The sequence below is a fragment of the Photobacterium sp. WH24 genome (genome assembly GCF_019204055.1).
GTDB lineage: Bacteria > Pseudomonadota > Gammaproteobacteria > Enterobacterales > Vibrionaceae > Photobacterium > Photobacterium arenosum.
Map to the genome: position 1 here is coordinate 1 of NZ_JAGSOZ010000006.1, position 20,101 is coordinate 20,101.

Below are 20,101 nucleotides of genomic sequence, written 5' to 3' on the forward strand. Positions count from 1 at the left end.
AACGTGCGCGTAGTGGCGAGTCGGAGTATCGTACTCTACGTGAGAAGTAGAGATAGTGATACCACGCTCACGCTCTTCTGGCGCATTATCGATAGATGCGAAGTCACGCGCAGAACCGCCGTATACTTTAGACAAAGTAGTACAGATTGCAGCAGTCAGAGTGGTTTTACCGTGGTCAACGTGGCCGATAGTACCAACGTTAACGTGCGGTTTCGTACGTTCAAATTTTTCTTTAGACACGATCGTGTTCCTTCCTAGTTGTGATTCGCCCCACATATTGGTGGGACGCGTCAGAAGTTGTATTTTATGCGGCAACCGAAGCTGACGCAATATTTCTGCTAATGTTTAGCCGCGTTCAGCGATGATTCCATCGGCGATATTCTTCGGAACTTCAGCATATTCGCTGAACTCCATTGAATAGGAAGCACGGCCTTGGGTAGCAGAACGAAGATCCGTTGCGTAACCAAACATCTCAGAAAGCGGAACATGGGCACGGATAATCTTAAGCCCAGCAGGGCCTTCATCCATACCGCCAATGATGCCGCGACGACGGTTTAAATCGCCAACTACATCACCCATCCAGTCTTCCGGAGTGGTTACTTCAACTTTCATCATAGGTTCAAGAATAACTGGTTGCGCATCAAGTGCCCCCTTCCTGAACGCCATAGAACCGGCGATCTTAAACGCCATTTCGCTCGAGTCAACATCGTGGTATGAACCATCGAACAGCGTCGCTTTGACGTCCAGTACCGGATAACCGGCAAGCACACCATTTTTCATCTGCTCTTCGATACCTTTGGCAACTGCACCGATATATTCTCTCGGCACTGTGCCACCGACGACTTCGTCTACAAAGACGAAACCTGCATTCGGCTCGGAAGGCTCAATCTTCAGCCAGACGTGACCGTACTGGCCGCGACCACCAGATTGACGTACGAACTTTCCTTCCACTTCCGTTTTACCACGGATAGTTTCACGGAAAGCAACCTGAGGCTTACCAACGTTACATTCAACGCTGAACTCACGCTTCATACGGTCAACGATGATATCCAGATGAAGCTCACCCATACCCGAAATCAGGGTTTGGCCAGATTCTTCATCGGTTTCTACCCGGAATGATGGATCTTCTGCAGCCAGTTTACCCAGTGCAATACCCATTTTTTCCTGGTCGGCTTTCGACCTTGGTTCAACAGCAATCTGAATCACTGGCTCTGGGAATTCCATCCGCTCCAGAATCACTTTGTGTTCTGGGTCGCACAGAGTATCACCGGTAGTAACGTTCTTCAGGCCAATTGCTGCCGCGATGTCGCCAGCTCGAACTTCTTTAATTTCTTCACGCTTATTGGAGTGCATCTGAACGATACGGCCAAAGCGCTCACGCTTATCTTTCACCGTGTTGTAGACGCTATCGCCTGAATTCACAACACCGGAATAAACACGCATAAATGTCAGAGTGCCTACGAACGGGTCGGTTGCGATCTTAAACGCCAGCGCAGCGAAAGGTTCTTCATCGCTTGAGTGGCGGATCACTTCATTGCCATCCATATCTTCACCACGGATTGCTTTTACTTCCGTTGGTGATGGCAAGAATTCCACAACCGCATCCAGTACAGCCTGAACACCTTTGTTCTTAAATGCAGAGCCGCAGGTTGCCAGTACGATTTCATTGTTCAGCGTACGTTGGCGCAGACCGGCTTTGATTTCATCTTCTGACAAGGTACCTTCTTCCAGGTACTTATCCATCAGCTCTTCTGATGCCTCAGCCGCTGACTCAACCAGATTCGTGTGCCATTCTTCGGCCAGCTCTTGCATGTCTGCCGGAATGTCTTCATAAGTGAAGCTCATGCCCTGATCGGCTTCATTCCAGTTGATCGCTTTCATTTTAATCAGGTCGATCACACCTTTGAATTCTTCTTCCGCACCAATATTCAGCTGAATAGGTACTGGATTTGCACCAAGACGAACTTTGATTTGCTCAACCACACGCAGGAAATCAGCACCTGCACGGTCCATCTTGTTGACGAAGACCATACGCGGTACTTCGTATTTGTCAGCCTGACGCCATACTGTCTCAGACTGAGGTTCAACACCGGATGAGCCACAGAAAACAACCACTGCACCATCAAGTACGCGTAGGGAACGCTCTACTTCGATAGTGAAATCAACGTGTCCTGGGGTGTCGATAATATTGATGCGATGCTCAGGAAACTGAGCGTCCATACCACGCCAGAAGGTTGTAGTGGCAGCAGAGGTTATGGTAATCCCACGCTCCTGCTCCTGTTCCATCCAGTCCATGGTAGCTGCACCATCGTGTACTTCACCAATTTTATGGGAAAGACCTGTGTAAAACAGGATACGCTCGGTCGTGGTTGTTTTACCGGCGTCTACGTGAGCGCAAATACCGATGTTACGGTAACGCTCAATAGGAGTTTTGCGAGCCACGGTTGAATCCTCTTACTAAGGTTATCCTTAGAAAATGGTACGGGCGCAGCAGGCCAAGCCTGCTGCGCCCATTCGCTAATAATGAAATTACCAGCGGTAGTGTGCGAACGCTTTGTTCGCTTCTGCCATACGGTGAACGTCTTCACGTTTCTTAACAGCAGAACCTTTGTTGTCGGCAGCGTCCAGCATTTCAGCAGCCAGGCGAGCAGCCATAGATTTTTCACCACGCTTACGCGCAGCTTCAACCAACCAACGCATAGCCAGAGCATTACGACGCACAGGACGTACTTCTACTGGTACCTGGTAAGTTGAACCACCTACACGGCGAGATTTAACTTCTACCGCTGGGCGAACGTTATCAAGAGCTTTTTCAAAAATTGACAGGTGCTCTTCACCAGAGCGCTCAGCCATTGAATCCAGTGCAGTGTAAACAATTTTCTCTGCAGTAGATTTCTTACCGTCAACCATCAGGATGTTGACGAATTTTGCCAGCAATTCAGATTTGAACTTAGGATCTGGAAGGATCTTACGCTGACCAATTACGCGACGACGTGGCATGGAAATTCTCCGTTGTCTTCTTCAGGTTTTATCCAAAACTTTTCAGTTTTTTCAAAATTACAAATAATTTAGTGTTTGGCCTTACTTAACGGATTCCATTAAGACTTAGGACGCTTCACACCGTACTTAGAACGACCTTGTTTACGGTCGTTAACACCCGCACAGTCAAGTGCACCACGAACAGTGTGGTAACGAACACCTGGAAGGTCTTTAACACGACCACCACGGATAAGAACAACACTGTGCTCTTGCAGGTTGTGGCCTTCACCGCCGATGTATGACGTTACTTCAAAACCATTGGTCAGACGTACACGACATACTTTACGCAGTGCGGAGTTTGGTTTTTTTGGAGTAGTAGTGTATACACGAGTACATACACCACGTTTTTGTGGACACGCTTCTAGCGCAGGCACGTTGCTCTTAACAACTTGCTTTGCACGTGGTTTGCGTACCAGCTGGTTAATAGTTGCCATTAAATAGCTCCTGATTATTTACTTTCGTAAAGGTGAAAAATCTGCCTCCCAACAACAGGAGGACGCGAAATTTTAGGCGTCGGACTATAAGGTGTCAAGATATATACAGCGATCACATCTATGATCATTTCTTAACCACCCTCTTTCCGGCCGGTTGAATCCTTTTTAACCGCGTTTATTCAGGCCCATTTCATGCAGTTAGGATGACGTACCGTCAACTCCACCAACATGTTGTGATCAATCACATCCACATCCGCGGCAACCCGCCCTGCCAGGCCTCTCGCCAGTAAATCCGTCTCCAGTACGTACACGGCCGCCGCTTGTTTCAATGCAGATTCAAGCTGACCCGGTGAGGTGGCGGCGACAACGCCGTCTTGCAGCAACACAATTTCATCACCGGGTAAAAGTTGAGCAACGCACTGCTGTAAAGCCCGATTTTGAAAAGGAGAAGAAAAAATCATGTGTAACATAGAAAGTCCTGAATACTGCACGCAGCATAAGTTGCCGAGAAACTAGTAACTGAGAATTTTCTGGCAACGGTGAAGTCTTGCGGTCAGATCCTGCGGAGAAAGCAGTTCCGCCTCGATCAGCAAATCATCCAGTGTGAGCCCGCGCTCCGCCATTGACTCGCGGCACACAAACACATCTTCAAGATCATACAGTGGCAGCATTTTAAAGGCGGCACTGTATTCACGCCCCAGCACCGCCGCACCCTGCTGGCCTTTAAGCAGTTGCCATACCCCATCGCCAATAAAGAACAATTGCAACTCTTCACTGTAAGCAGAAGTTGCCAGTACGGCATCTAACCCTTCACGGCCGCTGTTGAGACCCTGTGGTACGGTGGTGAAAACAAATCCGACAGACATAATACTTTCCGGGATAATTAAAACTGAATCACGCGATCAGCACTCAATAACACTTCGGCCAGCCCGCCCAGCCCGGCCTGTTCAAAGCCAACGGCCAGATTATAACCAGGCAGCGCATGCTGGCTGGCTTCGAGTTCGCTGACCACCCCGCGGCGCAACGCTGCGGCCACACAGGTTTGCAACTCGACCTGATGCTCACGGCCCAGTAGCTGCCAGGCGGCCAGTAAGTCAAACTCATCCGACGCCGGTGCGGCCAGTGCAGAACCGTTGTGAACACCATCCTGATAGAAAAATACCCGTTGCAATCTGTGCCCATTGGCAATAACGGCCTGAGCAAACTGATAAGCACTGCGTGCATTCTGCGACCCGTAGGCCGGCCCATCGACCACCAGGGCAAACGTCAGGCTCATTTTTCGCCATCCTCCGTTTTGCGCTGGCGTATATATAAGTAGACAGTGTGTTTGGAGATATTCAGGCGGTCAGCAACCCGGTTGATGGCATCTTTAATATCGAAGATCCCTTTGTCGTACAGCTCCATCACTATCTGACGGTTTTTGGCATTATTCGAGACATTCTTGTCGGCATTGATTTCTTCGATCGTGCGCTCAACCGTCTGATCCACCAGCTCATCAACATCGCTGGCAAAATTTACGCTGGAAGCGGCCTGCTTGGCCTCATCGGTTGGCATGAAGGATTGCAGAATCTGGGAAAAAGGAGCATCCAGGTTAACGTTGATACACAGCAAACCTATGATATTGTCGTCGGCATTGCGAATCGCAATCGTGATGGACTTCATCAATGCGCCACCCTTGGCACGGGTGAAATAGGCCCGGGAGAAATTGCGCTCTGACCCTTCAATGTCACGCAGCATGCGCAAAGCCAGATCAGTAATAGGCGAACCCACTTTGCGGCCGGTATTTTCGCCGTTGGCAATTTTGATCGCCGAGGTATTCAGATCAGCCAGTGAATGCAGCACTATTTCACAAAAAGGCCCTATCAGGGTAGCCAGTCCATCAACCACGGCTTCGTATGAGCGTAATATAACAAAGTCGTGCTCAGTAAAAGTACGGGTCTCTATTAAGTCACTTTCCACCATGACTTCAGTGCCAAAGTTATCGGTCGATACCACTTTCAGTCTTCCTTGCTTGTTCCCGCTCCACTGTTGTTGAAGGCAAGCTTCGATTTAAACGAAACGGGGAAAAATTCAATTCTTGCTTGCAAGTTTATCAGAATATGAAAACAGGTCTTCAGAAAATGAAATCTGCAGCGCACAAAAATGATCCTAAATCAGCGCTATAAATGCAAAAAGCCCAGCATCAGCCGGGCTTGAATGTCTTATTAAACGCAATGCTTACTGCTCTGCAGTGGCTTCTGCGTCCTGCTCCGCTTTGACGATATCCAGCAGCTCAACCTCAAACACCAGAGTAGAGTTTGCCGGAATACTTGGGTTGGCTTGCGAACCGTAAGCCAGCTCTGGCGGGATAACAAACTTGAACTTAGAACCGACCGGCATCAGCTGCACACCTTCAGTCCAGCCCGGAATCACCTGATTAAGCGGGAAAGTGGCCGGTTGATTACGCTTATATGAGCTGTCAAATTCCGTGCCGTCAATCAGTGTACCGCTATAGTGCACTTGCACTGTATCGGTTGCTTTTGGCATCTCGCCGTTACCTTCAGTCTCAACCTGATACAGCAGGCCAGATTCGGTTTTCTTCACGCCTTCTTGTTTTTCGAAATCAGCACGGAAGTCATCACCGGCTTTGGTGTTTTTTTCAGCTTCTTCTTTGGCTTTGCTCGCCATCATGTCAGAAACACGCTGATCCAGATCCTGCAACGCCTGCTGTGTTTCTTCCTGGCTCATACGGCTGTTACCGGCAAAGACATCGCTCACCCCAGCCAGTACATCTTCTTTTTTCAGATCCAGACCCAGCTCTTTTTGCTGTTCCAGGTTAGCTGACAGATATTGCGCCAGTGAAGCCCCGATAGCATAAGCCGCTTTCTGATCATCAGACTCGAATGCCTTTGCATCTGTCGCAGCCTGCTGCTCAACTGCCACTGGTTCAGCCGTCTCTGCCGGTGCTGACGTTTTCTCATCCTGACAGCCTACCGCCAGCAGAATTGTTGCTGCCAACACAGACATTTTTAGAACTGGTTTCAGAACTGGTTTCATGTATCTCTCCATTTATTCAGAGTCTAAGCTCTTAATTTTACGCAAGGTTCTACACAGCTATGTTAAAACCATGCCATATCAATATACTAATACCAACTATTTTCTTACCGTCATTCACTGCGTCGGACACAAATGCGTCACAGTCGGGACGCAATAGTCTTAAAACGGAAAGTACGACCCATGCGCCAATCATTTTTAGCAGCAACTTTCATTCTGGCACTCTTTACGCTGGCCGGTTGTGATATTTCCGGCCCGGAACGCCAGCGCTGGGATCTGGCCGCTGACGGTGCCACCACATTCAGCCTGAGCCGGGATGGCCGCTTTGCGCTATTTTATTCCGTCCAACAAGGTATCGTGCTCTGGGATCTACAGCAAAACAAAAAGTTAGCTGATTTAGGTTCTCAAGATCCACATCACACAACAGTGACAAACAGCGAGATATCCGACAATCAGCGATTTGCCATTACAGTAACCGCACAAAACTTTGCGGTATGGGATCTGGCCTGGGGTCAGGCACAGGGATTATGGTCTGTCTCTGACGGCATCATACGTGATGCGGCGATCGCCAATGACGGCAAACAGGTACTGCTGGCACTGTCAAACGGCAAAGCGCTGTTCGTCGACTTGGGCAACGGAAGACGACTGGAGTTCCTTGCCCACAGAGAAAAAGTCAATGCCGTCGCCCTCTCCCCCAACGGCCGTTATGCCCTTTCCGGTGGGGATGACAATCTGGCCTACCTCTGGGATACGGACAGCGGCCAGATTCTTTACCGGTTTGAGCACCCGACGCGAGTCAACCAGGTCGCGCTGCAGCGAGACGGCAAGCTGGCTTTCACCGCAGACAACGGTAACCAGGCGTTTCTCTGGGATTTGTCCGACGGCCAGAAACAGTCGGCACTGGCCATTCGCCTGAGGCAGCAAAACTTTTCCAGTTCACGTTTTTCTGATGACGGCAGCTTTCTGGCAACAGGTACCCCTTCCAAACGGGTAGAGCTGTGGAACACTTCAACCGGCGAAAGAGAAGCTTACTGGAAAGCCGCTACACAAGAAAACGAGCGTCCGGGGTCGGCGGTGGTGTATGATGTCGCCATCACACCAGACGGTGACGTTCGCTCAGGCAGCTCAGCCGGCATCGCCCAGGACTGGTATATCACTGACTGAACACAGTAAACAGCAGCCGACATTGACAATGACAGATATCGAACAAAAGCTACAGACTCAGATTGATGAGCTGGAAATGAAGCAGGCTTTTCAGGAACAGACCATTGAAGAGCTAAATAGTGCATTGACCCAGCAGCAGTTTCTGCTCGACAAACTGCTGGTACAGGTACGCTATTTAGCAGGCAAAGTGCAAGGCTCTCAGGCGTCCAATATCGCCAGTGAAAGTGAAGAGACCCCGCCACCGCATTACTGATGCCGCGCAGAAGGCACTGATAAACTGATGATACAAAAACGGGAAGCCTGAGCTTCCCGTTTTTGTCGTCATGACAAGATGGCTTAGTGGTTGCAGCAACCGCCATCATGGTCGTGATCGTGGTCATGACCGCCTTCCTGATGGATATGGCCGTGAGCAACCTCATCTTCGGTCGCCGCACGAGTAGCAACGATTTCAACGTTGAAAGTCAACGTCTGACCCGCCAGCATGTGGTTACCGTCAACCACCACTTCATCACCATCCACTTCGGTCACTTCAACAGGGATAGGACCCTGATCCGTATCCGCCAGGAAGCGCATTCCCACAGTAATTTCATCCACACCCTGGAAGACTTCAGCCGGTACTCGCTGAACCATTTCTTCATGGTGTTCGCCATACGCGTCTTCTGGCGCCACAGTCACTTCGAACTTATCGCCAACTTCACGACCTTCCAGTGCATTTTCCAGACCAACGATCAGGTTGTTATGGCCATGCAGGTAATCAAGCGGCGCCTCAGTGGTTGACTCGTCAACAACGACGCCCTCTTCAGTTTTCACTTGATAAGCCAGGCTTACTACTGTGTCTTTAGCGACTTTCATGTTTACTCCGAATTTGAGCAGGGATTTAATCCGCCATCATACCGGATCTGCCCGCTATGACGCCAATTTTGTTCGTGCCGGCGATTTTACTCCGGCTTGAAAATGCCGATCACCTGTTCTGATGTCGAGCCCGCAACATGTTTGCTGTCTTCAACCGATTTAGGCAGGCGCGTATCGGTATGATGGCAAGCCACACACTCGACTTTCTCTACTTCATTTTCCAGCCACCAGCGAAGGGTGTCTTGCTGCTGGCACGCCGGGCATACCGCCCCGGCGATAAAACGTTTCTTACTCATGGTTCCTTTCCTGCTACTGCCAGGTTCTGTTAATTCGAGGGCCGGTCAGTCCCAGCCATTGTGTCGCTCACGTTCGCCCCGCATTTCCCGATCGAAGATCTCTTCCAGCTCTTTACGGGCTTCTCTGGCCCGGGTGGCTAAGTGGACATCTTCCGAATGCTGGGGTAACAAGTCCCGCAAGGCGGTGGTATCTAATTTGCGAAAATGTGCTTCTGCCCGTTTGGCTTTGTAGGGGTGCATACCCAGTGCAACCAGAGCCTGGCGCCCCAGATCCAGCGCGCCGGCAAAGGTCTCACGAGAAAACCTGTCCACCCCGTGGCTGAGCAACTGATGCGCTTCCACCCGGCTGCGGGCGCGTGCCAGTATTTTCAGGCGCGGGAAATGTTGCTGACAAAGGACAACCACCTGCATCACCTCTTCCGGATTGTCGGTACAGATAATGATAGCTTCTGCTTTTTCTGCGCCGGCCGCACGCAGTAAATCGAGCTGGCTGGCATCGCCATAATACACCTTATAGCCAAACTTACGCAGGAACTGAATCTGACTTGGATCCCGTTCTAATATAGTGACCCGGATTTTATTGGCAAACAGCAGCCTGCCGACGACCTGACCAAAACGGCCAAACCCGGTAATGATCACCCTGGGTTCGCGATCGATCACATCGGATTCTGGTTCATCACTGGCTTCAACCTTAAAAGTACGTATGAACCATTTATCCTGCAAACGTAAGATCAAAGGCGTGGTCATCATAGACAGACTCACCACCACCAGTAAGAAACTGCTCAAATCCGCCTCTAACAACCCTTCGCTGCGTGCAGCAGTAAAGAGTACAAAAGCAAATTCACCGCCCTGACTGAGAATGGCCGCCATCTGGCTGCGCGACTTGGCCTGAATACCGAACAAGCGAGCCAGCAGATACAGGATTAAACCCTTAACCGTCACCAAAGCCACCACAGCCGCGAGAATTTGTAACGGGTATTCCAGCAGCAGGCCGAGATTGACCGCCATACCAACAGAGATAAAGAACAACCCGAGCAGCAGTCCTTTAAACGGCTCGATGGCGATTTCAAGCTCATGGCGGTATTCGCTTTCCGCCAGCAGCACCCCGGCCAGAAAGGTGCCAAGAGCCATAGACAGGCCGAGGATTTCCATGCCCAGAGCAATACCTATCACCAGCAGCAAAGCCGTGACGGTAAAGAGCTCACGCACCCCGGACATCACGACCCAGCGAAACAACGGTCGCAGGAGAAAATGGCCGCCGACCAGCAACACGGCTATGCCTGCCACCATGGCGCCCAAATCCAGCCAGGTGCCGCCATCGCTGCCTGCCAGCAGAGGCAACACCGCCAGCATAGGGATCACGGCGATATCCTGAAACAACAGCACAGCAAAGCCGGATTGCCCGGTTTGCGAGCCGCCTATGCCCTGCTCTTCAATGATCCGCAGTGCTATCGCGGTGGAAGATAACGCCAGCCCCATACCTATCACCAGGGCTACCCGCCAATCCACCGCTCCGACAAATTGGCCGCACAAGAGCACCAGAGAGGCAATCACTAAACTGGTCAGTACCACCTGACTGCCGCCTAAGCCCAAAATGGGTTGTCGCATCTGCCAGAGTTTGCTGGGGTTCAGTTCCAGTCCAATCAGAAACAGCAGCAGAACGACCCCGAACTCGGAAAAATGCAGCACTTCCTCCACATCATTGATCAGCCCCAGCCCCCAGGGACCAATGCCGATCCCGGCCAGCAGATAGCCCAAAACCGACCCCAGCCCGAGGCGCTGGGCTACAGGCACAGCCACAACGGCCGCCGCCAGAAACACCACACCGGCACTCAATACATCAGACGCCATAACGCTTCTCCCTGTCGGCGCCTGTCTCAGCCAATGGTGAGAGCAGCCACTCCCGGTACAACTGCGCATGTTCGCGCCGTTCAGCATCCGGCACCCGTCGTGCCCAATGCAGCACCAGCGGCGGTATCCAGTGCATCTGGCACAGCTCGGCAGTGAGTTCAAACGGTTTCAGGATGTCGCCCACACTGCTGCGGTTATAACCATCCGGCGTGTAGGCTTCGGCTGCCCCGCCCGTAGTGATCACTGAACGCCAGTATTTGCCCTTGGTGGCCTTGCCATCCCCGTGGGCGAACCCTTTGCTGAGCACCACATCAATCCATTCCTTGAGCAGCGAAGGGCATGAGTACATATAAAGAGGGTGCTGAAAAACCAAAACATCATGCTGAGCCAGCAAGGCACGTTCATAAGTGATATCGATGAAAAAATCCGGGTACTTGCCGTACAGATCGTGAAATGTCACATGAGACAGGTTAGCCACTGTCGATAGCATGGCTTTATTGGCAACAGACGCATCGGGGTCCGGATGCGCGTAAATCAGCAGAATGCGTGGTGGGGCGTGCTCCATAGGCCTGGTCCTCATTTCCCTGAGTAACATCATGAGCATTAACGGGATGTCCCGGCTCTTGAAACATCATACCGAATTCTGACGCCAAAAGATCGCTTAATTCCTGAGATTTCAACAGCAAAATAATGCGCTGCCCGTTCCCGGGTCTTCGGCCTTGTTCGCAGTTAACCGAGGTTTAGTATAGACTGCCGCACCAGAAACCTATTTGTTGTGGAGCGGCAACAGCCGGTAGTAACAGGCGATGATCACTTTTTCTGATATTCAATTACTCAGGGGCGGAAATGTCCTTTTAGATCAGGCAACTGCCACTATTCATCCTGGCGATAAAGTCGGGCTGGTGGGCAAGAATGGCTGTGGCAAATCCACCCTGTTTTCGCTGATCAAAAACGAGCTGACCGTCGATGCCGGACAACATTCTGTTCCATCGCACTGGGAACTGGCCTGGGTAGCACAGGAAACACCGGCTTTAGAACGTACCGCACTGGATTATGTGATTGACGGTGACCGGGAATACCGCCAGCTGGAGCAGGCACTGCAGGCGGCAGAACAGGCCGATGACGGCAACAAAGTAGCCCTGCTGCACGACAAGCTCGACGCCATTGGCGGTTACAGCATCAAAGCCCGGGCATCCGAGCTGCTCGATGGCCTGGGCTTTTCGCAAGCCCAGATGGAGTGGAACCTGACGCAGTTTTCCGGTGGCTGGCGGATGCGCCTTAATCTTGCCCAGGCTCTGCTGTGCCGTTCCGATTTACTGCTGCTTGATGAACCGACTAACCACCTGGATCTGGATGCCGTACTGTGGCTGGAAAAATGGCTGCAGAATTACCGGGGCACCCTGGTACTGATTTCACACGACCGCGATTTTCTCGATCCTGTGGTCGGGCGCATTATTCATGTCGAAAACCAGCGTCTGAACGAATACACAGGCAACTACTCATCGTTTGAAAATCAGCGGGCGGAAAAACTGGTTCTGCAACAGTCGATGTATCAGAAGCAGCAAAAGCAAATGTCGCACATGCAGTCCTATATCGATCGCTTCCGCTATAAAGCCAGCAAGGCCCGGCAGGCACAAAGCCGGATCAAGGCGCTGGAGCGGCTGGAAAAAGTGCTGCCGGCCCAGTTCGACAACCCGTTCAACTTTGAATTCCGCGAGCCGGACTCGCTGCCTAACCCGATTATGATGATGGATCAGGTCGCGGCCGGTTATAGTGACACCCCCATTCTGGATAAGATCCGCCTTAATCTGGTACCGGGCAGCCGGATTGGTCTGCTGGGCCGTAACGGTGCCGGTAAATCCACCCTGATCAAATTACTCTCAGGTGAACTGGCGGTACAGGCCGGCGAGCTGACGTACTCGCAAGGGGTGAAAATTGGTTATTTTGCCCAGCACCAGCTGGAAACCCTGCGTCTGGATGAAACCCCGCTCCAGCACATGAACCGCCTGGCCCCTGAGGCAACAGAACAGCAACTGCGCGACTACCTCGGCAGTTTTGGCTTCAAAGGCGACAAGGCACTGGATCTGGTCGGCCCCTTTTCAGGGGGAGAAAAAGCCCGCCTGGTACTGGCACTGATCGTGTGGCAACGCCCGAACCTGCTGCTGCTTGATGAACCGACCAACCACCTGGATCTCGACATGCGCCAGGCGCTGACGCTGGCCCTGCAGTCCTTTGAAGGGGCGATGGTCATCGTCAGCCACGACCGCTATCTGCTGCGCGCGACCACAGACGATTTGTATCTGGTGCATGACAGAAAAGTCGAACCGTTCGACGGCGATCTCAATGATTACCACAAGTGGCTGGCAGAGCAGCAGCGCAGTGAGCGCCGCGAGCAGCAAGCCAGTAAGCCGGACACCGCCAGCAAAGACAACAGTGCCGCTTCACGCAAAGAGCTGAAACGCCTGGAAGCTGAGTTCCGCAAACAAACCGCACCACTGCGCAAGCAGGTTGACAAACTGGAAGCGAAGATGGAAAAGCTCAGCCAGTCACTGGCGACAGCGGAAGCCGCCTTGTCTGATGCCAGCATCTATGAAGCGGACAACAAAGCGCGACTGAACCAGACCTTGCTTGACCAGAGTCAGGCCAAAGCTGCACTGGAAGAGGTTGAGATGGAATGGATGGAACTGCATGAGCAGTTGGAAAGTATGGAACAGGAATTCAATGTCAAATTCTGAACACACCACACGTCAGCCTTTTCAGCCTGATCAGTTCTGGCGTTTCTGTCTGCAGCACTACAGCCTGGGCGGCGTCAGCCAGGCCTGCCTGCAACTTCAGGACGATTTCCGTGGCAACGTTAATCTGGCCCTGTTACTGCTCTGGCTCGACAGCCAGCAGTACTCATTGTCAGAGACAGAAATCCGCCAGCTGGATAAAGCACTGGCCGCGAGCGACAGCCAGCTCAAAGCCTACCGCCAGTTGCGCCGCGCGCTGAAACCTCAGCTGGATCAGCCTGGTTATCAGCAGATGCTGGACTTTGAGCTGCTGCTGGAACAAAGCCAGCAACAGGATCTGATTCGCTGTCTGAACCATCAGGCGCAGCAGGCCAGAGCCGCGTTGCCGCCGCCAGCCGACAACCTGGGCCAGTACTGCCAGCATCTGAATGCCGCCAGCCTGACAGCAGCGATTCGCGGCTGACCACCGTGGTGAAAGCAGTATGATCAAGGCAGCCCGGCTGCCTTACCATATCATCACCACACAACCTGCGGTCAGCGCTCCCATCACCAGATTGAATATCCGTCTGGCTTTCGGCTGGTTCAGCCAGCGGCCAATCATGGTGCCAAATCCGGCCCAGAGTGAGACGCAGGGAAAGCCCACCACAAAGAAAATCAGGGCGACCGCCGCCGCTGACAGCCAGTACCCATCCCCGTTCATGGTAAAGGTACTGATCGCGGTCACCGACATCATCCAGGCTTTAGGGTTAACATACTGGAACAGAGCCGCCGCGAGAAAAGGCATAGGTCTGGCGTCATTGCCTTCAGCCTGAACCCTGCCCCCGGAAGAGGCAATCTTCCAGGCCAGATACAGCAAATAGCCACTGCCCAGCCAGCGCAGGGCTTCATGCAGCACAGGGTATCGCACGAAAAGCACCCCCAGCCCAGCCGCTACCAGCAGAATCATACTCACCAGCCCCCCGCCAATGCCCAGCATGTGCGGCACAGTGCGCCAGTAACCAAAATTAGCCCCTGAGGCCGTCACCATCATATTGTTCGGCCCGGGTGTCCCGGTCATAGTGGCCGCAAATGCGGCCAGAGACATCAAAAATTGCCATTCCAGGTTCATCTGCCACTCCGTGATTCACGCCTTATTGTACCGATACAATTCCAACTTTCACTTGCTTTAACCACGCCAAAGCGGTCAAAATGCAGACTACCAAGGGTGTAATTTGCGATCAAAGGATTTATTGTCACCATGACAATCGAGATCATTCAGCAAGATTTCTTCGAAAGATGTGACGATGGGCTGCCAAAATACCGTCGCCTGGCCGAAACCATGGCACATCTGATTGAATCCGGCCTGCTGACAGCTGGCAGCAAGCTGCCGACGCACAGAGCCATGGCCGATAAACTGCAGGTGACGGTCGGGACCATTACCCGCGCCTATGCCGAAGCCGAACGCCGGGGGCTGGTGGAAGCCAGGGTGGGAGCCGGCACTTATGTCTGCCAGAGTAACCGTCCGGGCTGGGTATTCAGTTACCCCTCTCAGGCACCCGATGAGTGCAATTTTGGCTATAACATCCCGCCTTATCTCGACAGATCAGCGCCGCTGGCACAGGCCATGCAGACACTCGCACAGCAAGCGGATCAGCTCAACCACCTGATGCTGTATCAGGATCCGCAAGGGTTGAGCGAACACAGAGACGTGATTTGCCACTGGCTCAACCGCCATGGCATTCTGCTCGACCCGGCGCGTATGCATTTCACCTCCGGCGCGCAGCATGCCATTCAGCTGGTGCTGTCTGTGTTCTGCCGCAGCGGCGATACTCTGCTGACCGAGCAAGTGGTCTATCCCGGCTTTCTCGGGCTGGCCCGTCAGATGCAGCTTAATGTCAAAGCGGTGGAAATGGATCAGCAAGGCCTGATACCCGAGAGTCTGGATACCGCCTGTCGCCTGTATCAGCCGCGGATGCTTTACTGCACGCCTACCCTGCAAAATCCGACAACGGCAGTCATGAGCCGGGAAAGGCGCGAAGCGATTCTGGCGGTGTGCCGCCGCCATCAGGTACTGGTGATTGAAGATGATGTCAATGGCCTGCTGCCTGTCGACGCCCCGCCGCCGATGGTCAACCTCGACAGTGAGCAAGTGATCCACTTCGGCAGCCTGTCTAAATGCCTCGCCCCTGGTTTACGACTGGGTTATATCCAGGTGCCGGGCAAACATCAGGACAGACTGAACACGGCGCTGCACCATCACTGCCTGATGATCAGCCCGCTGCTCAGTGCTCTGGCCTGCGAGCTGATCCACCAGGGCGATGCCGATCGGCTGCTGACCGCGATCCGGGAAGACATAGCCCAGCGAAAATTGTTGCTCGACCGCTATCTGCACTCTTATCACATTCAGCATCACGCGCAGAGCTTCCATGCCTGGCTCACCTTGCCGGACAACTGGCGGTTGAGTGATTTTGTCGCCGCAGCGCAAGCCAGAGAGGTGATAGTCAAATCGGCTGAGCTGTTTACGCCGCCGGGCAGCACCATACCCCAGGCTGTGCGTCTGGCCATTAGCGCGCCGCACAATCATGATAAACTGGAACAAGGTCTGGCAATCCTTGCTGAGCTGCTGGCTCAGGAGCCATACCCTGATTTTCCGCTGTGAGAGAGAAACTGATGCATCATTTTGAGCCCGCCGCTGGCCTGCGTAACGCCCATATACAAACCATTCTGCCGCGGATTATCCGTCGTCAGGCCCGGTTCGAGCCGCTGGCAGAGCGGATTCAGACCCCGGATGATGATTTTCTCGATCTGGTCTGGACCGGCACACCGTCTCACCATCCGGCGCACAAACCTGTCATGATCCTCTTTCACGGCCTGGAAGGCAGTTTTCGCAGCCCTTACGCCCACAGCCTGCTGTTTGCCGCCAAACAGCAGGGATGGCTGGGGGTGATGATGCATTTTCGCGGCTGCAGCGGCGAAATTAACCGTCAGGCGAGAAGCTATCATTCGGGGGAAACCTCAGACGCCACCTTTTTTATCCGCCTCCTGCGTGAGCGCTTTCCCCACAATCCCCTGCTGGCAGTCGGTGTCTCGCTGGGCGGGAACATGCTGGTCAATTATCTTGCCGAAACCGGCGCCGCGTCGGAACTCACTGCCGCTCAGGTCATCTCACCGCCCTTGGATCTGGCGGCCTGCTCTGACCGGATACAGCAAGGGTTTTCGCGTGTCTATCAGCGCTACCTGCTGGGCTCTATGAAAAAAAATGTGCTAAAAAAAATGGCGTCATTACCGGATACTCTGCCATTTCAGGCCGATCAGATTACAGCGCTACGCTCGCTGCGCCAGTTTGACGATGCCGTCACCGCACCCTTGCATGGTTTCAGCAATGCCGAGGATTACTACCTGCGCTGCAGCGGACTGGGCAAACTGGCCCTGGTCACGACGCCGTTGCGGGTGATTCATGCCGCCGACGATCCCTTTATGACCAAGGCCGTGATACCCAGACAACCGCTGCCGCCGCACATTGACTATCACCTGACCCGGCATGGCGGCCACGTAGGATTTATCAGCGGCAGTTGGCGGGCGCCGAGCTTCTGGCTGGATCACACAGTGCCGGCCTGGTTCAGGGACAAACTGGGGGCATAACAAAACAACGCCTGCAATCAGGCGTTGTTTTGTCAGTATTAACCTATCTTACCGGTGTCAATTAACTGCTGGATGAGTGGCCGCATGATCAGCTCCATCGCAAAGCTCATTTTACCGCCCGGCACCACCAGGGTATTGTGGCGCGACATAAACGATCCCTGAATCATCGCCAGCAGATACGGAAAATCCACGTTTTTGATGCCGCGAAAACGGATCACCACAAAACTCTCGTCCAGACTGGGGATCGCTTTGGCACTGACAGGGTTCGAGGTATCCACCGTCGGCACACGCTGAAAGTTGATATGGGTACGGGAGAACTGTGGCGTGATGTAATTCAGGTAATCATCCATCGAGCGAACAATGGACTCCATCACCGCCTCGCGGGAATGGCCGCGATCCCGGGTATCACGGACGATTTTCTGAATCCACTCCAGGTTAACAATAGGCACCATGCCAATCAGCAGATCCACATGCTGTGCCACGTTGACATCACCGTCCACCACACCGCCATGAAGCCCTTCATAAAACAGCAGATCGGTATTTTCCGGCAAATCCTGCCAGGGGGTGAATGTGCCCGGCATCTGGTTATACGGCACGGCCTCGTCAAAGGTGTGCAGGTAACGGCGAAACTTGCCGCTGCCGTCTTCGCCATACTGGCGGAAAAAGTTGCCCAACTGAGCAAAGTCGTTGGCCTGCGGGCCAAAATAACTGATATGACGGCCTTGCTCTTTGGCTTTGCGGATCTCCACATCCATTTCAGGACGGGTGAACCGGTGGAAACTGTCCCCTTCCAGCCAGGCCGCATGAATGTTCAACATGTTAAACATTTTACGGAAGGCTTCTGAGGTGGTGGACGTTCCTGCTCCGGAGGAACCTGTTACTGCAATGATCGGGTGTTTTGCAGACATGACATACCTTGTCGTTAATCCTAACGGAATCAGTTAGTAACAGGGCCAGAGAAAGCAGTCAAGTTTCACGGGCCCGTTCATCGGCGTCAGCTTCCGTTTTCTGCTGCCGCTTTTCATTATGGCAGCTTTATTCTGCGCTCAGTGAACGGCGCAGTTTAATATCAACCGTCTCATGGAGTTCAGAGAACATAATCACGGCCTCGCCGCTGTCCAGTTGCTGCCTGACTCTGGCGACTTTCTGCTCCAGACTCAGCTCGCGTTCGCCATAGTCCGTGCCTTCGCGCAGAACAAAGTGTTCTATCAAATTATCGAGTGTCTCGGGATCCAATTCTTGCCAGGGGATGATCATACTACTCACCGAAAAATAAGGGGGAAAACCGACACGGCTTTCCCGAAACACCATTAAGCGGCGACGATTTCATAAGAATGTGTCAGCGTGACACCTTTGCCCAGCATCAGGCACACAGAGCAATATTTTTCCAGCGAATCACCGACCGCTTTGGCCACCAGCGCTTCATCAAGATCATGGCCTGTCACCACGAAATGCAGATTGACCGAGGTAAAATAACGCGGTGCCTGCTCGCGGCGCTCTGAGGTCATGTTTGCTTCGCAGGCCGTGGTGGCCTGGCCGGCACTTTTCAGGCCGTCGACCACATCGACGGAGCTGCAACCGCCAGCTGCCATCAGCACCAGTTCCATCGGACTCGGTGCCGTATTGCCGCCGTTGCCGTCCATGACCACACTGTGGCCCGAGTTTGACTGGCCGACAAAAGTCAAACCTTCTACCCATTTAACACGTGATTGCATGCGATGCTCCTTACTACTCAAACCCGCATTTAAAAACTAAGTCACAACTGTGTGATCATGTGCACAGTAAAGCGTCCAAAATGTGCATTTATCGTCACCCAATATCAAGCAATGCGTGTCGAAAAAAGTTAAACTCTTGGACTGAATGTTCACATGCGCTTGCAGCCCAGCCGTTGACTGAATATCCTAGTTGGCAAACAATGATATTGTTATACCCAACCCCAATTCAAGGAATGACGTTGTTGGGCAACACACTGCAGAGGAAGTTAGTAATATGGTTCCAGGTAAACCGCAAACAGATCCAACCTTGGAGTGGTTCCTTTCTCATTGCCACATTCATAAGTACCCTTCAAAGAGTACACTGATCCATGCTGGCGAGAAAGCAGAGACCCTCTACTACATCGTTAAAGGCTCCGTTGCCGTTCTTATCAAGGACGAAGAAGGCAAAGAGATGATTCTGTCCTACCTCAACCAGGGCGACTTCATCGGTGAGCTTGGCCTGTTTGAAGAAGGCCAGGAGCGTACTGCCTGGGTTCGTGCAAAAACACCATGTGAAGTGGCAGAGATTTCCTTTAAGAAATTCCGTCAGCTGATCCAGGTCAACCCGGATATTCTGATGCGACTGTCTGCTCAGATGGCTCGTCGTCTGCAAGTCACCAGCCAGAAAGTTGGCGACCTGGCGTTCCTGGATGTTACCGGTCGTATTGCCCAGACACTGCTGAATCTGGCCAAACAACCTGATGCCATGACCCACCCGGACGGCATGCAAATCAAAATCACCCGTCAGGAAATCGGCCAGATCGTAGGCTGTTCCCGTGAAACCGTTGGCCGCATCCTCAAGATGCTGGAAGAGCAGAACCTGATTTCTGCCCACGGCAAAACCATAGTGGTTTACGGCACTCGCTGATCACTCAGCTGTGATGCAGCCAATGTGAGTATAAGAAAAGCCGCCAGTGCGGCTTTTCTTGCATTTGCACACCCTCCCCCGGCTTTGCATCGTGTTCCTCTAGTCACCTCACAGTTTTTCAGTTGCCTTCCTCATTCCTATTGCTACATTTGGCATATCAGTTTTATGTGGATGCAGCGATATGGATATCGAACGTTTTGCCCCGAATGCGCAGCACAGCCAGGTGCCAACCCGCCCTGTGGTCACTATGGGCCGCTTCCTCACAGCATCAGTGGAAATGACAGGGTTTCAGTCACCCCGTCAGTTACTGGAACAGGAAACCGGTCTGCACGCCGGGATCCTGAGTCGTGACAACGATGCCTGGGTGCTGCCTTTGGATCAGCAGCACTGACACCAACAGCCTGACCTAAAAAAACAGCGACCAAAAGGCCGCTGTTTAAGGTGTTTTTCAGTCAGG

The 20,101-nt window shown here is 52.7% G+C and carries 25 protein-coding genes; 8 read left to right on the forward strand and 17 right to left on the reverse strand.

Annotated features, from left to right (window positions below; genetic code table 11):
• The 9 genes from KCG43_RS08790 to fkpA form a co-directional block, all read right to left on the reverse strand.
• Positions 1-240, reverse strand: a 240-nt coding sequence (locus KCG43_RS08790) for a GTP-binding protein (RefSeq protein WP_370630677.1), incomplete at its 3' end; no start/stop codon positions are given.
• A gap of 105 nt (positions 241-345) precedes the next feature.
• Complete coding sequence (gene fusA, locus KCG43_RS08795) at positions 346-2,442, reverse strand: elongation factor G (protein ID WP_192015910.1); 2,097 nt, start codon at positions 2,440-2,442, stop codon at positions 346-348.
• An 87-nt stretch (positions 2,443-2,529) separates the two neighbouring features.
• The gene (gene rpsG, locus KCG43_RS08800) at positions 2,530-3,000 is read right to left on the reverse strand and encodes a 30S ribosomal protein S7 (RefSeq protein WP_027250668.1); all 471 of its coding nucleotides are present in this window, start codon (positions 2,998-3,000) and stop codon (positions 2,530-2,532) included.
• A 98-nt stretch (positions 3,001-3,098) separates the two neighbouring features.
• Positions 3,099-3,473, reverse strand: coding sequence for a 30S ribosomal protein S12 (gene rpsL, locus KCG43_RS08805; RefSeq protein ID WP_004399892.1), 375 nt, complete (start codon positions 3,471-3,473; stop codon positions 3,099-3,101).
• Between the two features lie 179 nt (positions 3,474-3,652).
• Positions 3,653-3,943, reverse strand: a complete 291-nt coding sequence (gene tusB, locus KCG43_RS08810) for a sulfurtransferase complex subunit TusB (protein ID WP_192015911.1) — start codon at positions 3,941-3,943, stop codon at positions 3,653-3,655.
• A 42-nt stretch (positions 3,944-3,985) separates the two neighbouring features.
• On the reverse strand, positions 3,986-4,342 hold the full coding sequence (tusC, locus tag KCG43_RS08815) for a sulfurtransferase complex subunit TusC (protein ID WP_192016095.1): 357 nt from the start codon (positions 4,340-4,342) through the stop codon (positions 3,986-3,988).
• Positions 4,343-4,356: 14 nt separating this feature from the next.
• Positions 4,357-4,749, reverse strand: coding sequence for a sulfurtransferase complex subunit TusD (tusD, locus tag KCG43_RS08820; protein ID WP_218384401.1), 393 nt, complete (start codon positions 4,747-4,749; stop codon positions 4,357-4,359).
• Positions 4,746-5,435, reverse strand: coding sequence for a transcriptional regulator (locus tag KCG43_RS08825; protein WP_202602059.1), 690 nt, complete (start codon positions 5,433-5,435; stop codon positions 4,746-4,748). The genes tusD and KCG43_RS08825 overlap by 4 nt, the downstream gene beginning before the upstream one ends.
• 255 nt (positions 5,436-5,690) lie before the next feature.
• Positions 5,691-6,497 carry an FKBP-type peptidyl-prolyl cis-trans isomerase gene (gene fkpA / locus KCG43_RS08830; protein ID WP_192016096.1) on the reverse strand — a complete coding sequence of 269 codons (807 nt, stop codon included), beginning with the start codon at positions 6,495-6,497 and terminating at the stop codon, positions 5,691-5,693.
• A 192-nt stretch (positions 6,498-6,689) separates the two neighbouring features.
• Between fkpA and KCG43_RS08835 the strand changes: the two genes are divergently transcribed.
• Both KCG43_RS08835 and KCG43_RS08840 read left to right on the forward strand, forming a co-directional pair.
• Entirely contained in the window at positions 6,690-7,670 is a 981-nt protein-coding gene (locus KCG43_RS08835; protein WP_218384402.1) for a WD40 repeat domain-containing protein, read from the forward strand.
• 28 nt (positions 7,671-7,698) lie between these two features.
• The gene (locus tag KCG43_RS08840) at positions 7,699-7,923 is read left to right on the forward strand and encodes a SlyX family protein (protein ID WP_192015914.1); all 225 of its coding nucleotides are present in this window, start codon (positions 7,699-7,701) and stop codon (positions 7,921-7,923) included.
• Between the two features lie 83 nt (positions 7,924-8,006).
• Here KCG43_RS08840 and slyD read toward each other — a convergent pair whose 3' ends face one another.
• The 4 genes from slyD to kefG all read right to left on the reverse strand — a co-directional run bounded on the left by slyD (position 8,007) and on the right by kefG (position 11,234).
• On the reverse strand, positions 8,007-8,522 hold the full coding sequence (slyD, locus tag KCG43_RS08845) for a peptidylprolyl isomerase (protein ID WP_192015915.1): 516 nt from the start codon (positions 8,520-8,522) through the stop codon (positions 8,007-8,009).
• An 86-nt stretch (positions 8,523-8,608) separates the two neighbouring features.
• Positions 8,609-8,818, reverse strand: coding sequence for a YheV family putative zinc ribbon protein (locus tag KCG43_RS08850; RefSeq protein ID WP_027250660.1), 210 nt, complete (start codon positions 8,816-8,818; stop codon positions 8,609-8,611).
• 45 nt (positions 8,819-8,863) lie between these two features.
• Positions 8,864-10,669, reverse strand: a complete 1,806-nt coding sequence (gene kefB, locus KCG43_RS08855) for a glutathione-regulated potassium-efflux system protein KefB (RefSeq protein ID WP_218384403.1) — start codon at positions 10,667-10,669, stop codon at positions 8,864-8,866.
• Positions 10,659-11,234 (reverse strand): glutathione-regulated potassium-efflux system ancillary protein KefG, encoded by a 576-nt coding sequence (gene kefG, locus KCG43_RS08860; RefSeq protein WP_192015917.1) that lies wholly within the window; start codon positions 11,232-11,234, stop codon positions 10,659-10,661. The genes kefB and kefG overlap by 11 nt, the downstream gene beginning before the upstream one ends.
• Before the next feature lie 241 nt (positions 11,235-11,475).
• Between kefG and KCG43_RS08865 the strand changes: the two genes are divergently transcribed.
• Both KCG43_RS08865 and KCG43_RS08870 read left to right on the forward strand, forming a co-directional pair.
• Positions 11,476-13,404 carry an ABC transporter ATP-binding protein gene (locus KCG43_RS08865; protein ID WP_192015918.1) on the forward strand — a complete coding sequence of 643 codons (1,929 nt, stop codon included), beginning with the start codon at positions 11,476-11,478 and terminating at the stop codon, positions 13,402-13,404.
• Positions 13,391-13,864: a TIGR02444 family protein gene (locus tag KCG43_RS08870; protein ID WP_192015919.1), complete on the forward strand. Its 474-nt coding sequence runs from the start codon at positions 13,391-13,393 to the stop codon at positions 13,862-13,864. Before KCG43_RS08865 ends, KCG43_RS08870 begins: the two co-directional genes overlap by 14 nt.
• A 42-nt stretch (positions 13,865-13,906) precedes the next feature.
• Here the strand turns inward: KCG43_RS08870 and KCG43_RS08875 are convergent, their stop codons facing one another.
• Entirely contained in the window at positions 13,907-14,509 is a 603-nt protein-coding gene (locus KCG43_RS08875) for a LysE family translocator (protein WP_192015920.1), read from the reverse strand.
• A 129-nt stretch (positions 14,510-14,638) separates the two neighbouring features.
• On the opposite strand from KCG43_RS08875, the gene KCG43_RS08880 reads away from it, so the two are divergent.
• Positions 14,639-16,039 (forward strand): PLP-dependent aminotransferase family protein, encoded by a 1,401-nt coding sequence (locus KCG43_RS08880; protein WP_192015921.1) that lies wholly within the window; start codon positions 14,639-14,641, stop codon positions 16,037-16,039.
• A gap of 11 nt (positions 16,040-16,050) precedes the next feature.
• Positions 16,051-17,022 (forward strand): hydrolase, encoded by a 972-nt coding sequence (locus KCG43_RS08885; RefSeq protein WP_218384405.1) that lies wholly within the window; start codon positions 16,051-16,053, stop codon positions 17,020-17,022.
• 38 nt (positions 17,023-17,060) lie between these two features.
• Here KCG43_RS08885 and KCG43_RS08890 read toward each other — a convergent pair whose 3' ends face one another.
• The 3 genes from KCG43_RS08890 to KCG43_RS08900 form a co-directional block, all read right to left on the reverse strand.
• A complete protein-coding gene (locus tag KCG43_RS08890) occupies positions 17,061-17,930 on the reverse strand; it encodes a phosphoribulokinase (protein WP_027250653.1) in 870 nt (289 codons plus the stop codon).
• Positions 17,931-18,057: 127 nt separating this feature from the next.
• Positions 18,058-18,279 (reverse strand): YheU family protein, encoded by a 222-nt coding sequence (locus KCG43_RS08895; protein WP_192015923.1) that lies wholly within the window; start codon positions 18,277-18,279, stop codon positions 18,058-18,060.
• A gap of 53 nt (positions 18,280-18,332) precedes the next feature.
• Positions 18,333-18,737, reverse strand: a complete 405-nt coding sequence (locus KCG43_RS08900) for an OsmC family protein (RefSeq protein WP_218384407.1) — start codon at positions 18,735-18,737, stop codon at positions 18,333-18,335.
• Between the two features lie 274 nt (positions 18,738-19,011).
• On the opposite strand from KCG43_RS08900, the gene crp reads away from it, so the two are divergent.
• Positions 19,012-19,644, forward strand: coding sequence for a cAMP-activated global transcriptional regulator CRP (crp, locus tag KCG43_RS08905; protein WP_027250650.1), 633 nt, complete (start codon positions 19,012-19,014; stop codon positions 19,642-19,644).
• Between the two features lie 181 nt (positions 19,645-19,825).
• Positions 19,826-20,035, forward strand: coding sequence for a hypothetical protein (locus tag KCG43_RS08910; RefSeq protein WP_218384409.1), 210 nt, complete (start codon positions 19,826-19,828; stop codon positions 20,033-20,035).
• Positions 20,036-20,101 lie beyond the last annotated feature (66 nt).

What these genes read in the sequence shown, in the direction of transcription:
- rpsG (WP_027250668.1), bottom strand. Translation starts at nt 3,000, where the DNA reads ATGCCACGTCGTCGCGTAATTGGTCAGCGTAAGATCCTTCCAGATCCT.
- rpsL (WP_004399892.1), bottom strand. Translation starts at nt 3,473, where the DNA reads ATGGCAACTATTAACCAGCTGGTACGCAAACCACGTGCAAAGCAAGTT.
- tusB (WP_192015911.1), bottom strand. Translation starts at nt 3,943, where the DNA reads ATGTTACACATGATTTTTTCTTCTCCTTTTCAAAATCGGGCTTTACAG.
- tusD (WP_218384401.1), bottom strand. Translation starts at nt 4,749, where the DNA reads ATGAGCCTGACGTTTGCCCTGGTGGTCGATGGGCCGGCCTACGGGTCG.
- KCG43_RS08825 (WP_202602059.1), bottom strand. Translation starts at nt 5,435, where the DNA reads ATGGTGGAAAGTGACTTAATAGAGACCCGTACTTTTACTGAGCACGAC.
- KCG43_RS08835 (WP_218384402.1), top strand. Translation starts at nt 6,690, where the DNA reads ATGCGCCAATCATTTTTAGCAGCAACTTTCATTCTGGCACTCTTTACG.
- KCG43_RS08840 (WP_192015914.1), top strand. Translation starts at nt 7,699, where the DNA reads ATGACAGATATCGAACAAAAGCTACAGACTCAGATTGATGAGCTGGAA.
- slyD (WP_192015915.1), bottom strand. Translation starts at nt 8,522, where the DNA reads ATGAAAGTCGCTAAAGACACAGTAGTAAGCCTGGCTTATCAAGTGAAA.
- KCG43_RS08850 (WP_027250660.1), bottom strand. Translation starts at nt 8,818, where the DNA reads ATGAGTAAGAAACGTTTTATCGCCGGGGCGGTATGCCCGGCGTGCCAG.
- kefB (WP_218384403.1), bottom strand. Translation starts at nt 10,669, where the DNA reads ATGGCGTCTGATGTATTGAGTGCCGGTGTGGTGTTTCTGGCGGCGGCC.
- kefG (WP_192015917.1), bottom strand. Translation starts at nt 11,234, where the DNA reads ATGGAGCACGCCCCACCACGCATTCTGCTGATTTACGCGCATCCGGAC.
- KCG43_RS08865 (WP_192015918.1), top strand. Translation starts at nt 11,476, where the DNA reads ATGATCACTTTTTCTGATATTCAATTACTCAGGGGCGGAAATGTCCTT.
- KCG43_RS08870 (WP_192015919.1), top strand. Translation starts at nt 13,391, where the DNA reads ATGTCAAATTCTGAACACACCACACGTCAGCCTTTTCAGCCTGATCAG.
- KCG43_RS08875 (WP_192015920.1), bottom strand. Translation starts at nt 14,509, where the DNA reads ATGAACCTGGAATGGCAATTTTTGATGTCTCTGGCCGCATTTGCGGCC.
- KCG43_RS08880 (WP_192015921.1), top strand. Translation starts at nt 14,639, where the DNA reads ATGACAATCGAGATCATTCAGCAAGATTTCTTCGAAAGATGTGACGAT.
- KCG43_RS08885 (WP_218384405.1), top strand. Translation starts at nt 16,051, where the DNA reads ATGCATCATTTTGAGCCCGCCGCTGGCCTGCGTAACGCCCATATACAA.
- KCG43_RS08890 (WP_027250653.1), bottom strand. Translation starts at nt 17,930, where the DNA reads ATGTCTGCAAAACACCCGATCATTGCAGTAACAGGTTCCTCCGGAGCA.
- KCG43_RS08895 (WP_192015923.1), bottom strand. Translation starts at nt 18,279, where the DNA reads ATGATCATCCCCTGGCAAGAATTGGATCCCGAGACACTCGATAATTTG.
- KCG43_RS08900 (WP_218384407.1), bottom strand. Translation starts at nt 18,737, where the DNA reads ATGCAATCACGTGTTAAATGGGTAGAAGGTTTGACTTTTGTCGGCCAG.
- crp (WP_027250650.1), top strand. Translation starts at nt 19,012, where the DNA reads ATGGTTCCAGGTAAACCGCAAACAGATCCAACCTTGGAGTGGTTCCTT.
- KCG43_RS08910 (WP_218384409.1), top strand. Translation starts at nt 19,826, where the DNA reads ATGGATATCGAACGTTTTGCCCCGAATGCGCAGCACAGCCAGGTGCCA.